We start from the raw sequence: 13,267 nt of genomic DNA, 5'->3' as shown, positions 1-13,267 counted from the left end.
CCCGTCTCCAGCGGCGCGGACCGCTCCGACGGCCACGTCGCCCTGGGCGTGGCCGTCGGCGTGCCGGTCGCGAGCATCCGCGCCAGGCTCAGGTCGTGCGCCGGGGCGGCGTCGGCCGCGTACGCCTCGATGCCGTCCGCCTCCGGGCGGCCCCCGGGCGGCAGCCGGGCCCACACCGTCTTCTCGCCGGGCCGGTACGTCACTCCCCAGGCGTCGCAGAGCGCGGCGACGAGGCGCAGGCCGCGCCCGTACTCGAGGGTGTGGTGCGGGGCCGTCTCCGGTTCGTCGCCGCGCGGGGCGCGCGAGGGGTGCCGGTCGCGGACCTCGACGATCAGCGCGCCGGTGCCCTCCTCCAGGCGGCAGGTGAGCCGTAGGTCCGTCCCGGCGTGGACGACGGCATTGGTGACGAGCTCGCTGGCGATCAGTTCGGCGTCGTCCCCGGCACGGCCGGTGAGGTGCTCGGTGCCGGGCAGCGCGAGTCCGGTCCACTCGGCGAGGGCGGCCCGGACCACGGCGCGGGCGGAGCCGGGCGCGAGGGGGCTCCCGGTCAGGGTCGCGTCCGCCCGCGCGCACTCCGGCGCCCCATGGGCACGCGAGGTGGTCTCCCGTTGGGTCGGAATGGCCCCCATGGGCAGCTCCCCGGGCAGTTCGTACGAATACACGCCGATCGATGCCGACAGGGTGACAGACCGACCCCGCCCATGAGCAAGGAGTTACCGAAGTGGGCCGCCATGAGAGGGAACAGTGCTCGGCGGGTGCTCAGGAACGGACAGAAAGGCGTCCGCTTCCGATCAGGGTGGGAACGACGGGCGGGGTCCCGGACCGCACCGGCCCGGGACCCCGCCTCGGCTCGTCGTCGCGTGCGCTGCGACGCGGAGGTCACGCCTCGCGCGCGCCCTCGTACATCTCCTCGATGAGGTGCTTGTACTCGCGCTCCACCACGGGCCGCTTCAGCTTCAGGCTCGGGGTGATCTCGCCGTGCTCGACGTCGAGGTCGCGCGGCAGGAGACGGAACTTCTTGATGGTCTGCCAGCGCTGCAGGCCCTCGTTGAGCTGCTTGACGTAGCCGTCGACCATCTCGACCGTGGCCGGGGCGGCGACGATGTCCGCGTAGGACTTGCCCTCCATGCCGTTCTCCGCCGCCCAGGCGGTGAGGGCGGCCTCGTCGAGGGCGATGAGGGCGGTGCAGTAGTTCCGGTCGGCGCCGTGCACCAGGATGTTGGAGACGTAGGGGCAGACCGCCTTGAACTGGCCCTCGACCTCGGCGGGCGCGATGTACTTGCCGCTGGAGGTCTTGATCAGGTCCTTCTTGCGGTCGGTGATGCGCAGGTAGCCGTCGGGCGACAGCTCACCGATGTCCCCGGTGTGGAACCAGCCGTCCTCCTCCAGCACCTCGGAGGTCTTCTCGGGCAGGTTGTGGTAGCCCTGCATGATGCCGGGGCCGCGCAGCAGGATCTCGCCGTCGTCGGCGATCCGCACCTCGGTGCCGGGCAGCGGCTTGCCGACGGTACCGGTGCGGTAGGCCTCGCCGGGGTTGACGAAGGAGGCCGCGGAGGACTCGGTGAGCCCGTAGCCCTCCAGGATGTGCACGCCGGCGCCGGCGAAGAAGAAGCCGATGTCCGGGGCGAGCGCGGCGGAGCCGGAGATGCAGGCCCGCAGGTTGCCGCCGAAGGCCTCGCGGATCTTGGCGTACACCAGCTTGTCGGCGATGCCGTGCTTCGTCCGCAGGCCGAGGGGCGCGCTCGCGGTGCCGGTGCGGCGGAAGTTGTCCTGGGTGACCTTGGCGTACTCGCGGGCGACCTCGGCGGCCCACTGGAAGATCTTGTACTTGGCGCCGCCGCCGGCCTTCGCCTTGGCAGCCACGCCGTTGTAGACCTTCTCGAAGATGCGCGGCACGGCCGCCATGTAGGTCGGCTGGACCACCGGCAGGTTCTCGATGATCTTGTCGACGCGGCCGTCGACGGCGGTGACGTGGCCGACCGCGATCTGGCCGGAGATGAGCACCTTGCCGAAGACGTGGGCCAGCGGCAGCCAGAGGTATTGCACGTCGTCGGCGTGGACCATGCCGGTCGCGGGGATCGCCCGGGCCATGTAGGCCCAGTTGTCGTGCGGCAGGCGGACGCCCTTGGGGCGGCCGGTGGTGCCGGAGGTGTAGATGAGGGTGGCGAGCTGGTCCTTGGTGATCGCGGCGACGCGTTCCTTGATCAGCTCCGGTTCCTTCTCGAGCCGGGCCGCGCCGCGGCGCTCCAGCTCGGCCAGGGTGATCACGAAGTCGTCGGTCTCGACGCCTTCGGCATCGACGACCACGACCCGGGTCAGGTCGGGCAGCTCGTCACGCTTGGCGACCGCCTTCGCGACCTGCTCCGCGTTCTCCGCGACGAGCACCCGGCTCTGCGAGTCGGACAGGATGTAGGCGGACTCCTCGGCGTTGGTCTGCGGGTAGACCGTGGTGGTCGCGGCGCCCGCGCACAGGATGCCGAGGTCGGCGAGGATCCACTCGACCCGGGTCGAGGAGGCCAGGGCGACCCGCTCCTCGGGGTTCACCCCCAGCTCGACCAGGCCGGCGGCGATCGCGGTGACCCGGTCCGCCGTCTGCGCCCAGGTCAGCGACTTCCAGTCGTCCGGGCCCGTGCCGGAGGCGGCCGGGACGGGGTAGCGGTACGCCTCCGCCTCCGGTGTGGACGCCACACGCTCCAGGAAGAGGGCCGCCACGCTCGGCGGACGGTTCTCGATCAAAGTCTGTGTGTCGCTCAAGACATCCTCCGGGGCCCGCTACGGTGCGGCTGGCTCAGTGCGGCTGGTTTCACTCGCGCGCCGTTGTTTAACTCGCGAGTAACTATCGAGCACGGACAGAGTAAGGGGCGACCGGCCGCCGCGTAAGGGGCCGCGGCCTGTCACTTTTTACAGAGAGCTACCCATCCGACGTACAGGGCCCGCCGCACTGGCGTGCGACGGGCCCCCTTTCCGCCCGATATGAGGAGTAACCCGCAGTAACCTCGGCGCGGGTGTCCGGTTACTTCTTGCCCTTGCCCGACCCCGCGCTGTCATCGCTGGAGAGGACGGCGATGAAGGCCTCCTGCGGGACCTCCACGGAACCCACCATCTTCATGCGCTTCTTGCCCTCCTTCTGCTTCTCCAGCAGCTTGCGCTTGCGGCTGATGTCACCGCCGTAGCACTTGGCGAGCACGTCCTTGCGGATGGCGCGGATGGTCTCGCGGGCGATCACGCGCGAGCCGATGGCGGCCTGCACGGGCACCTCGAACGCCTGCCGCGGGATCAGCTCCTTCAGCTTGGCGACGAGCCGCACGCCGTACGCGTACGCCTGGTCCTTGTGGGTGATCGCGGAGAACGCGTCCACCTTGTCGCCGTGCAGCAGGATGTCGACCTTCACCAGGGTGGAGCTCTGCTCACCGGTGGGCTCGTAGTCCAGGGAGGCGTAGCCGCGGGTCTTCGACTTCAGCTGGTCGAAGAAGTCGAAGACGATCTCCGCGAGCGGCAGGGTGTAGCGGATCTCCACCCGGTCCTCGGAGAGGTAGTCCATGCCGAGCAGCACACCGCGCCGGTTCTGGCACAGTTCCATGATCCCGCCGATGAACTCGCTGGGCGCGAGGATGGTGGCGCGCACGACCGGCTCGTACACCTCGTGGATCTTGCCCTCGGGGAACTCGCTCGGGTTGGTGACGGTGTGTTCGGTGCCGTCCTCCATGAGGACCCGGTAGACCACGTTGGGCGCGGTGGCGATCAGGTCGAGCCCGAACTCGCGCTCCAGGCGCTCGCGGATCACGTCGAGGTGCAGCAGGCCGAGGAAGCCGACGCGGAAACCGAAGCCGAGGGCGGCGGAGGTCTCCGGCTCGTAGACCAGGGCCGCGTCGTTGAGCTGGAGCTTGTCCAGGGCCTCGCGCAGCAGGGGGTAGTCGGAGCCGTCCAGCGGATACAGGCCCGAGAACACCATGGGCTTGGGGTCCTTGTAGCCGCCGAGCGCCTCCTCGGCCCCCTTGTGCTGGGTGGTGACGGTGTCACCGACCTTCGACTGCCGGACGTCCTTCACGCCGGTGATGAGGTAGCCCACCTCGCCGACCCCGAGGCCGTCGGAGGAGAGCATCTCGGGCGAGTTGGTGCCGATCTCCAGCAGCTCGTGCGTGGCGCCGGTCGACATCATCCGGATCCGCTCGCGCTTGTTGAGCTGGCCGTCCATGACACGGACGTACGTGACGACACCGCGGTAGGAGTCGTAGACCGAGTCGAAGATCATCGCGCGGGCGGGGGCGTCCTTGACGCCGACCGGGGCGGGCACCTCGGCGACGACCTTGTCCAGCAGCGTCTCGACACCCAGCCCGGTCTTCGCGGAGACCCGCAGGACGTCGTCGGGGTCGCAGCCGACCAGGTTGGCCAGCTCCTCGGCGAACTTCTCGGGCTGCGCGGCCGGCAGGTCGATCTTGTTGAGCACCGGGATGATGGTGAGGTCGTTCTCCATCGCCAGGTACAGGTTGGCGAGGGTCTGCGCCTCGATGCCCTGGGCGGCGTCCACCAGGAGGATGGTGCCCTCGCAGGCGGCGAGCGAGCGCGACACCTCGTACGTGAAGTCGACGTGCCCGGGGGTGTCGATCATGTTGAGGATGTGCGTGGCGCTCTTGTCGTGGGTCGGCGCCCACGGCAGCCGCACCGCCTGGGACTTGATCGTGATGCCGCGCTCGCGCTCGATGTCCATGCGGTCGAGGTACTGGGCGCGCATCTGCCGCTGCTCGACCACACCGGTCAGCTGGAGCATCCGGTCGGCGAGTGTCGACTTGCCGTGGTCGATGTGCGCGATGATGCAGAAGTTGCGGATCAGAGCCGGGTCGGTACGGCTCGGCTCGGGCACATGGCTAGGGATCGCGGGCACGCAGGGTCCTGATTCTTGAGGCGTCCGCATACGTGTGCTTGTGCGTCTGCGGTCTCGGGTCGGATCGTTACGTAGCTTCCATGGTCCCACGGGTGGCGACCCGGAACGGGTTTGGGCCACCGAAAGGGCCACTGCTAGTGTGGGGGGCTGTGTCTCATGCCCTCTCAGCGCGAGGCACGTCTGAAGAAATCACCCGGCACGGATTCGTGCGGCGCCGCATGTCCGCGGCACCGGACGGCACCGTGCCAGAACTGTAGAGGCTCATTCGTGGCGAACATCAAGTCCCAGATCAAGCGGAACAAGACCAACGAGAAGGCGCGGCTGCGCAACAAGGCCGTCAAGTCGTCTCTGAAGACCGCGATCCGCAAGGCCCGCGAGGCCGCTGCCGCGGGTGACGTCGAGAAGGCCACCGAGTACCAGCGCGTCGCCGCGCGTCAGCTCGACAAGGCCGTCTCCAAGGGCGTCATCCACAAGAACCAGGCCGCCAACAAGAAGTCGGCGCTGGCGCAGAAGGTCGCGTCCGTCAAGGGCTGAACCACTCCTTGATCTGATCGCCGGAAGGACCCCGGGCGGGCCCTCTCTCATCCGCCCCCGACCGGCACCCCGAGCCCGTACGCGGCCTGCGTTCGCCACGCGGGTACGGGCTCAACGGCTTCACCGGAGGACCCCGTCCGCCCCCTTCCCCGGGGGCCGGGCGGGGTCCTCCGGCTTGGCGGGGCCGGGCGCGCCCTCTGGGGATCAGGGGCCGGTGCGCCCCCGGGGATCACGGGGCGGGCGTGCCGACCGGCCCTACGACCAGAACTCGTTGGCCGTGTCGATGTCCTCCACGCACTCGTCGAGGTCGGTGATCTTGTCGCCGACGATGCGGAAGACGATGCATCCGGCCTCGTCGATCCTGCGGCCCTGCCGCTCGGCCCGGAAGCGGTGGACGGCCACCGCGTGGCCCCGGCCGTCGACGAGGATGTGCTCCATTGCGACGTCGAGCGTCCCGCCGGTCTCCTCGGCGAGCCGCCCGTACATCTCGATGATCGCGTCCTGGCCCTTGAAGTCGCCCGACAGGGGGTGGCTGCCGGGTACGTGGTGTGTGCAGTCCGCCGACATCAAGGTGCGCAGGGTGTCCATGTCACCCCGGGTGAAAGCCTCGTAGCCCTTGCGGACGAGCTGTGCGTGCGGGTGTTCAGCCATGACGTTCGCCACCTCTCCGGTTGCCTGGGCGACTGACGGCTGATGCACCCGATTCTCCTCCTCACCACGCCCCGGGCGACTCGATCACGGGGCGCCGCGCACCGGGCACTGCCGGGAGAGCCCGGGGGGAGCCAGGGAGGGACCGGGAGCGCCCGGGGAAGTCGGGAAGTGCCAGGGGAAGCCGGGGAGAGCCAGGGCGAGTTCTGCGCCTCAGGCCCGGCCGCGGGAACGGGCCGCGCGGGCGATGGTGACGACCGCCTTCTCCAGCGCGTACTCCGGGTCCTCCCCGGCGCCCTTGACCCCGGCGTCCGCCTCGGCCACCGCGCGCAGCGCCACCGCCACGCCGTCCGGCGTCCAGCCCCGCGCCTGCTGCCGCACCCGGTCGATCTTCCACGGCGGCATGCCCAGCTCCCGGGCCAGGTCGGCCGGCCGTCCGCCACGCGCAGCCGACAGCTTGCCGATGGCCCGCACGCCCTGCGCGAGGGCGCTGGTGATCAGCACCGGGGCCACGCCCGTCGACAACGACCAGCGCAGCGCCTCCAGCGCGTCCGCCACCCGCCCCTCGACCGCACGGTCGGCGACGGTGAAGCTGGACGCCTCGGCCCGGCCCGTGTAGTAGCGGCCGACCACTTCCTCGTCGATGGTGCCCTCGACGTCGGCGGCCAGCTGGGACACCGCCGACGCGAGCTCCCGCAGGTCGCTGCCGATGGCGTCGACCAGGCTCTGGCAGGCCTCCGGCGTGGCGGACCGCCCGGCGGTGCGGAACTCGCCCCGCACGAAGGCCAGCCGGTCGGCCGGCTTGGTCATCTTCGGGCACGCCACCTCCCGCGCCCCCGCCTTGCGCGCCGCGTCCAGCAGGCCCTTTCCCTTGGCCCCGCCCGCGTGCAGCAGGACCAGCGTGATCTCCTCGGCGGGCGCCCCGAGGTACGCCTTCACGTCCTTGACGGTGTCCGCCGACAGATCCTGCGCGTTGCGCACGACCACGACCTTGCGCTCGGCGAACAGCGACGGGCTGGTCAGCTCGGCGAGCGTGCCCGGCTGGAGCTGGTCGGAGCTGAGGTCCCGCACGTCCGTGTCGGCGTCGGCGGTCTTCGCGGCGGCCACCACCTCCCGCACGGCGCGGTCGAGCAGCAGGTCCTCCTGGCCCACGGCGAGCGTCACCGGGGCGAGGGGGTCGTCGGATGCGTTCTTCCTGGCCATCGCGACCAGCATCCCACGCACCACCGACAACGAGAGGCGGCCCCGGCAAAGCGGGCCCGCCCGCCCCTACGGCTCCTCCCGCCAGCCCTCCCACTCCCCGGCGAAGGCGTCCAGCTCCCCGGGATCCAGCATGCCCTTCTCGTCGCGCAGGACGACCAGCCACTGGGCGTCCTCCGCATCGTCCTCACCCGCCAGCGCGTCCCGGACGACCAGCGGCTCCTCGTCGATCCGGAACCGCTCCCCCAAGACCTCCGCGACCTCCTCCGCGGCATCCCGGTCGGGCAGCACCAGCACATGTCGTACATCGCTCACGCGAGCCATTGTCCGGCACGGGGTCAGCCGTTCCGTCCGGTCCCCCGCACCTCCCGTCCGGTCCCCCGCACCTCGGGCACCGCGTCCAGCTCGATCCCGAACCGGGTCCGGTACACCGCGAGCACCTCCTCGTCCCGCTCCAGGGCGCGCTCCTGGCGGGCACCGTCCGGGGCGGTGACCGTGAGCCGTCTGCCGCTGAGGGTGATCCGGCCGCCGTCGTCGGTCACCCGTGAGCAGACCAGGGAGCGGGTGAAATGCGAGACGGGCGAGGTGCTGTGCCACCACACCCCGGCCGTGAAGTCGCCGAGGGCCCGCGGCCGCACCTCCAGCCGGTACACCGGCCGCCCGTCCACACTCACGTCCAGGTCCGCGGCGTCCGGCACCTCACCGTGCCCGCCCCGCACCCCGGCCGCGTCCGGTGCCGCCACCGCGATCCGGAAGGTCCCCCCGGGATCGGCCTGGTCCCCCCGGTCCGGGAACGCCAGCGGCAGATGGCAGTGCGCCCCGAACCCCACGTCGGCCAGCCAGTCACCGCCGTCCACCGTCCGCACCCGCAGCGCGAGATGGTCGTAGGGGATGCCGAGCCGGCCCCCGTCCCCGTACACCCGGGCCGCCATCAGGCTCACGTCATAGCCGAGGGCCGCGAGCAACGCCCCGAAGGACCCGTTGAGTTCGTAGCAGAACCCGCCCCGCCGGGCCTCCACCACCTTGTCCACCAGCCGCTTCTCGTCCAGCACGATCTCCTCGCCGAGGTGCAGCGAGAGATTCTCGAACGGCACGGTCCGCAGGTGCCGCAGATGCAGCTCGCGCAGCGCCTGCGAGGTGGGGCGGTCGGGGCGCTCGGCGCCCAGGCGGGACAGGTAGGCATCGATCCGGGTCGCGTCCATGCCCTCAGTCTCGCGCGGGCCGACGGCCTGCGGACCCCGGTCCGCCGGATCCGCTGCCACCCCGCCGCACGACCCTCAACTCCGCACCGCCATCAGCCCTTCCCCCGCACTCACCACGGCCAGGTCCCCGTCCCGGTCGGTGCACAGCAGACGAGCGGCCCGCTTGAGGCGCTTACGCTACGGCGCTGACGAGCAGGGTGCCGATGTGCCCGTCGGTGGGGGCGTCCAGGATCACGGCCTCGACCGAGGTGAAGCCGCCCCGGATCAGGTGCCGCTCCCACACCGCGGGCTTGTAGCTGTAGCGGTAGGTGAACATGGCCTTCCCCGCGAACCCGCCCTTGTACATGCCCTGCGGTCCGTACGCGCCCGGGATCGCCGGAGGATGGGAGAACACGAACCTCCCGCCCGGCTTGAGCCGATCACGGACCAGCGGGAAGAGCCGGGAAGGGTCCGCGAACCAGGCGGCCCCGAAGATCGAGTACACCGCGTCGTACCGGCCGGTGTCGGCGGCGAGCCAGTCGAGGACCTCACCCTGCTCGATCCGCGCTCCCAGGGGGCCCCACCGCTCACCGGCCAGCTGCACCATCCGCGGCGACAGGTCCACGCCCGTCGCCTTGATGTCCTGCTGCGCCAGGTGAGCGAGTGCCCTGCCGGTGCCGCTACCGATCTCGAGGACGGACTCCGGCGCCCCCAGCAGCTCGGGGCCGGGGCCATGACCCCGGTACTGCGTCCAGCAGAACGAGGGTTCCGCCTCCGCATCGAATGCGCTTTCGGCGTAGGCGTCCCACAGTTCGGTCTCGGCGGCGATGTCGTGCGGTACGGGCACTACGGAGTCCTTTGCCTGGTGGGTGCGGATCGCCCCGCCCTCGGGGCGCAGTGAGGGCAGGGGCGACTGTAACGGGTCAGTGACTGTCGGGCACCTTGTCATCGCACGGGGAGCAGCTCGCACCGTCGATGGTCCAGAGCTCTTCGTCGATGGCCCAGCCCTGGCTCTTCAGGAAGTCACCGGTGCGCAGGCACAGGCCGTCGCTGCGGCGCGAGATGAACGGGGCGTGGTGCTTGAACCGGCCGCCGTTGTACAGGCGGCAGATGCCCCACCACACGGGCGTGTCGAGGATGAGCTGGTGGACACCGATGTCGACCAGCTTTCCGACCCCGAGGTGCACGTCCGGATGCTCGACGGACCCGATGACGTACATGACGGCGTTGCCGAGGATCCGTTCGGCCATGTCACGGACCATGGTGTGGTCACGGAGCAGCAGGGCGACCTCACGCTCCCACAGGGTCATGCCGGAGTCGAAGATGTTGACGGTCAGCTCGGTGATGTGCGGCGCGACCGCGTTGAGCAGTTCCTGCGGGTCCCTCGTGGTGGTCGTTGCAGGCGGTTCGAGAGTGATGGTCATGGACGATCCCTTCTGAGGTGTCGTGCCGTGCGGGCCCCGCCCCGAAGCTCCACCTGTCCAGGGTTCGGGGCCTGAGGCGGGGGCTTGCGGGACCCGGCCCGCCGAAGGCTTGCGGCCCTCCGGCGGACGGGCGCTGGGGTTGCGACCCTTACCCTGCGGTCGCCGTGGAGCCCCGTCACACCAGGGGCAGAGGGAAGGGCCGCGGTCAGCCGCAGGGCCACATTGCGGGGGTGCATCTGGCGTGGATGAGGGCGGACCGGCCGCCATGGGCGGAGGGCACGATCCGGTCGTACGGCACGGTGTCGTCGGCGCCCTCGACCGGCCGGTCGCAGGCCACGCACATGCGGACCTCGGACAGGGCCTCGTAGTGGTCGCACAGGCAACGCACCGAGCGGGCCAGCCGCCTCACCCGGGCCACCTCCCCGGCCAGGCCGGCGGCCTCCGGCTCGGCGAGCCGCCGATGCGTCTCGGCGACGCCTGCGAGGGCTGCTTGCGTGGGCACGTCGTCGACGCCGCGCAACGTGGCCAGCTGCTCGATGCAGGGCATGAGGTCGTGGAGATTGCGCGTGAAGTCCCGGGCGAACAGGGCCACCAGCCCATGGCGGGGCAGGGTTACCTGGTCCAGGAACCAGGCGGCGTCGGCACGCATCGAGCCGACGTCGGCGATACGGGCGCCGGGCTTCGGAGGGGCTGTACGGTTCATGATGTCGGCGCTCCTTGCAGCGTTGGCCCCCCCGACGAGTTCTCACCACCTCGCCGGGGACGGACGCTTATGAACGTAGGAGCACAGACACCCGATCGCCGACCGTGATCCGGTCGCTACGCTCAGGCAGCGAGAAGGCCGATGCGTGAGGCCACTTCAGCGGCGCGTCGCCGACGGGCTGCCTGAGTCGACTCGACTTCTTCGAGCAGGATGGCGCGGGCGTAGCCGTTGTAGCGGATCGTTTCCGGTGCGGCCTCGGCCGCCTTCTCCAGCACCGCGACAGCCGTGTCCAGCTGGTTGTCCAGTCGATAGCCGCGGGCTTCTTCGATGCGGTGACGGGCCCGGCGCGGGCGGGACTTGATGACGCTCCGGTCCGCGCGCGCTGCTTGCCGGACGGACTCGCCGCCCTGGTGGAGCTCCACCGCGACGGTGACCGCGTGCGCTCCCATGATGGCCGTACCGAAGCTGGTGACGGGGTGGTAGTAGTCGGTGGGCAGGCGCCGGGCCATGTCGTTGGCCTTGTCCCAGTGCAGCCACGCCGTGCCGGTTTCCCGGCGGCGGGCAGCGGTGTAGCCGAGCTCGAACTCGAGAGCGCCCGCGATGGCGAGGACGTCCTCGGTGGCGTCCGGCAACAGCGGCCTCAAGTAGGCCACCGCCTCGCGGTTCACCGCATCTGCGGCTTCGAAGTGGCGTGGCCCGCTGTCCCGGTGGGCCTGCGCGAGGAGCCACGAAGCGACACCGATGGCATGCGGGTCCCCGCTCTCCTGGGCTGCGACCATGCCCCGTTCCGCCACCCGCCACAACAGGTGGCTGTCCGGCTGGAAGGCGATGAAGAACTGGCTGAGGCTGTAGACCTCGGCGAGTAGCGCCTGCGCGCGGCGGCGCTCCGCGGCGGTGTCCGCATGCCGCGTGAGGGCCTGCGCGTCCCGGATGAGATCCGGCAACAGCCGACCGATCGCCTCACGGTGGTTCTTCGACGCGTGCCGCTTCCGCCAGGCCGCGTGCAGACGCGCTTCCAGGTGTGCGACCGGAGGCGGCTCCACGCTGTTCATGGGCGGGAAGCTGTCGACGGCCGCTTTCACGGCGGCCAGGCGAGGGTGACCGGGTCCGATGAACAGGTCGACCCGAGTGTCCGGGCGACCAGTCAGATCTCCGAGATCACGCACCCGCAGTGCCTCGGCGATGCGCATCACCATGTCGAGGCCGGGCGTCTTCTGCTGCCCGTTCTCGATCTTCCGCAGGGTATGCGGTGAGACACCCATGAAGTCGGCCAGCTGAGCCTGCGTCATGCCGCGGCGCTCTCGGAGGATCTGTACCCGCTGGCCGAACCGCAGGGGATCGGCGTAAGGATCGGTGGCAGCTTCTTGAGGCATCACAGCTGTGTCCCTCCTCGCAGCTTCGTCACGGCAAGCGTAGGGGCAAGGCCGTTTCTCGTGTGTCCTGCGACGGAAAACCGAATCGGCTCCCGGGAGCTCTGGGGGGCCCGCGCGCACCGCGGTGTGAGCGTGAAGGCCCTCACCAAAGGTGGGGGTGAGCGAGGGCCGCCGCCTCGCCCCCTCCGGGAAGCAGTCACGGAGGCCGCCGCCCCAGGGAGTACTCCCTCGTCGATGACGTCTGGATCGTTCCCGTCGGTGCTGCAAGGAGGATGTCCGCCCGCTCGTCAGTTCCTTGCCACCCGCAACCCCTCCCCCGCCCCCACCACGGCCAGGTCCCCGTCCCGGTCGGTGCTCAGGACCGTTGCCCCGCCCGCTCTCAGTGCGGCGACCGTGCGGGGGGCTGGGTGGCCGTACGGGTTGTCCTGGCCCGCGCTGATCAGGGCCAGCCTCGGCGCCGCTCGGCGCAGCAGGCCCGGGTCCTGGTGGGCCGAGCCGTGGTGGGCGACCTTCAGCACGTCGACGCCGGTCAGGGAGCCGGCGGCCGGTGACCGCGCCAGGGCCCGCTGGGCCGGGGGTTCGAGGTCGCCGAGCAGCAGCAGGCGCAGGCCGCCGGTGCGGACGAGGAGGGCGACGCTCGCGTCGTTCGGCCCCTCGGGCACGGGTGCCGGCGGCGGTGGCCGGAACGGCTGCCCCGGTGGGGGCGCGGGAGCGTCCTGCGGGGGCCAGACCACCTCCCAGGACAGGCCGCCGCCCGCGCGCCGCCGTTCCCCGGTGGCGGCCCGGGTCACCGGGATGCGGGCAGCTGCGGCGAGCCGGCGGACGAACGCGGCCTGCCCCGCGGGCTCCGCCAGCCCCGTGGTCTCGATCGCGCCGACCGACCGCCCGCGCAGCACTCCGGGCAGGCCCGCCACATGGTCGGCGTGGAAGTGGGTGAGGACGACCAGCGGGATCCTGCTGATGCCCAGGGAGCGCAGGCAGCGGTCCACGCCGGCCGGGTCGGGGCCGGTGTCCACGACCACCGCGGTGTCCCCGCCCGCTGCCAGCACCAGTGCGTCGCCCTGGCCCACGTCGCACATGACCATCCGCCAGCCCGGCGGCGGCCAGCCGGTGATCACCCGGGCCAGCGGGGGCGGGCGCACCACCACCAGGACCAGCAGCAGCGCGCACAGCCCGCACCACCACGGGTGCCGCAGCAGCCGTCGGCCGACGAGCAGCACGACCAGGGTGACCGCGGCGAGCAGGGCCGCCCCGGCCCAGCTGCCCGGCCAGTCCACCCCCGCGCCGGGCAGCGCCGCCCCGGTGCGGGCGATGCCCGCGAT

The 13,267-nt window shown here is 71.3% G+C and carries 13 protein-coding genes; 1 reads left to right on the top strand and 12 read right to left on the bottom strand.

The annotated features are described in order from the left end of the window. From G3I53_RS05680 to lepA, 3 genes are all read right to left on the bottom strand, one after another. Window positions 1–629: ATP-binding protein (locus tag G3I53_RS05680; RefSeq protein ID WP_203616689.1), on the bottom strand; the 629-nt coding region annotated here is incomplete at its 3' end. A gap of 250 nt (window positions 630–879) precedes the next feature. Beyond that, window positions 880–2,754 (bottom strand): AMP-dependent synthetase/ligase, encoded by a 1,875-nt coding sequence (locus tag G3I53_RS05675; RefSeq protein WP_164334935.1) that lies wholly within the window; start codon window positions 2,752–2,754, stop codon window positions 880–882. A 259-nt stretch (window positions 2,755–3,013) separates the two neighbouring features. After that, the gene (gene lepA, locus G3I53_RS05670; RefSeq protein ID WP_164334933.1) at window positions 3,014–4,882 is read right to left on the bottom strand and encodes a translation elongation factor 4; all 1,869 of its coding nucleotides are present in this window, start codon (window positions 4,880–4,882) and stop codon (window positions 3,014–3,016) included. 267 nt (window positions 4,883–5,149) lie between these two features. Here lepA and rpsT point away from each other — a divergent pair, with 267 nt between their 5' ends. After that, window positions 5,150–5,416, top strand: a complete 267-nt coding sequence (gene rpsT / locus G3I53_RS05665) for a 30S ribosomal protein S20 (RefSeq protein ID WP_164334931.1) — start codon at window positions 5,150–5,152, stop codon at window positions 5,414–5,416. 255 nt (window positions 5,417–5,671) lie between these two features. On the opposite strand, the gene G3I53_RS05660 is transcribed toward rpsT, so the two are convergent. The 9 genes from G3I53_RS05660 to G3I53_RS05620 form a co-directional block, all read right to left on the bottom strand. Next, complete coding sequence (locus G3I53_RS05660) at window positions 5,672–6,067, bottom strand: nuclear transport factor 2 family protein (protein WP_164334929.1); 396 nt, start codon at window positions 6,065–6,067, stop codon at window positions 5,672–5,674. Window positions 6,068–6,277: 210 nt separating this feature from the next. Continuing rightward, window positions 6,278–7,267, bottom strand: a complete 990-nt coding sequence (gene holA / locus G3I53_RS05655; protein ID WP_203592009.1) for a DNA polymerase III subunit delta — start codon at window positions 7,265–7,267, stop codon at window positions 6,278–6,280. Between the two features lie 66 nt (window positions 7,268–7,333). Next, complete coding sequence (locus G3I53_RS05650; protein ID WP_164334925.1) at window positions 7,334–7,579, bottom strand: hypothetical protein; 246 nt, start codon at window positions 7,577–7,579, stop codon at window positions 7,334–7,336. Window positions 7,580–7,602: 23 nt separating this feature from the next. Then, entirely contained in the window at window positions 7,603–8,466 is an 864-nt protein-coding gene (locus G3I53_RS05645; RefSeq protein ID WP_164334923.1) for an arylamine N-acetyltransferase, read from the bottom strand. Between the two features lie 172 nt (window positions 8,467–8,638). Beyond that, the gene (locus G3I53_RS05640) at window positions 8,639–9,292 is read right to left on the bottom strand and encodes a class I SAM-dependent methyltransferase (protein WP_164334921.1); all 654 of its coding nucleotides are present in this window, start codon (window positions 9,290–9,292) and stop codon (window positions 8,639–8,641) included. 76 nt (window positions 9,293–9,368) lie between these two features. Further along, window positions 9,369–9,869 (bottom strand): hypothetical protein, encoded by a 501-nt coding sequence (locus G3I53_RS05635; RefSeq protein ID WP_164334919.1) that lies wholly within the window; start codon window positions 9,867–9,869, stop codon window positions 9,369–9,371. A gap of 205 nt (window positions 9,870–10,074) precedes the next feature. Next, the gene (locus G3I53_RS05630; protein ID WP_164334917.1) at window positions 10,075–10,572 is read right to left on the bottom strand and encodes a DUF6415 family natural product biosynthesis protein; all 498 of its coding nucleotides are present in this window, start codon (window positions 10,570–10,572) and stop codon (window positions 10,075–10,077) included. 122 nt (window positions 10,573–10,694) lie between these two features. Further along, window positions 10,695–11,945 carry a helix-turn-helix transcriptional regulator gene (locus G3I53_RS05625; RefSeq protein WP_164334939.1) on the bottom strand — a complete coding sequence of 417 codons (1,251 nt, stop codon included), beginning with the start codon at window positions 11,943–11,945 and terminating at the stop codon, window positions 10,695–10,697. A 287-nt stretch (window positions 11,946–12,232) separates the two neighbouring features. Beyond that, window positions 12,233–13,267, bottom strand: a 1,035-nt coding sequence (locus tag G3I53_RS05620) for an MBL fold metallo-hydrolase (protein ID WP_164438078.1), incomplete at its 5' end; no start/stop codon positions are given.

The sequence above is a fragment of the Streptomyces sp. SID14436 genome (assembly GCF_010548465.1).
GTDB lineage: Bacteria > Actinomycetota > Actinomycetes > Streptomycetales > Streptomycetaceae > Streptomyces.
This window is presented reverse-complemented; position numbering and strand designations above follow the sequence as displayed.

Excerpts from the sequence above, each read along its gene's own strand:
- G3I53_RS05660 (WP_164334929.1), bottom strand. The coding sequence starts at position 6,067 with ATGGCTGAACACCCGCACGCACAGCTCGTCCGCAAGGGCTACGAGGCT.
- G3I53_RS05635 (WP_164334919.1), bottom strand. The coding sequence starts at position 9,869 with ATGACCATCACTCTCGAACCGCCTGCAACGACCACCACGAGGGACCCG.
- G3I53_RS05630 (WP_164334917.1), bottom strand. The coding sequence starts at position 10,572 with ATGAACCGTACAGCCCCTCCGAAGCCCGGCGCCCGTATCGCCGACGTC.
- G3I53_RS05625 (WP_164334939.1), bottom strand. The coding sequence starts at position 11,945 with ATGCCTCAAGAAGCTGCCACCGATCCTTACGCCGATCCCCTGCGGTTC.
- holA (WP_203592009.1), bottom strand. The coding sequence starts at position 7,267 with ATGGCCAGGAAGAACGCATCCGACGACCCCCTCGCCCCGGTGACGCTC.
- G3I53_RS05645 (WP_164334923.1), bottom strand. The coding sequence starts at position 8,466 with ATGGACGCGACCCGGATCGATGCCTACCTGTCCCGCCTGGGCGCCGAG.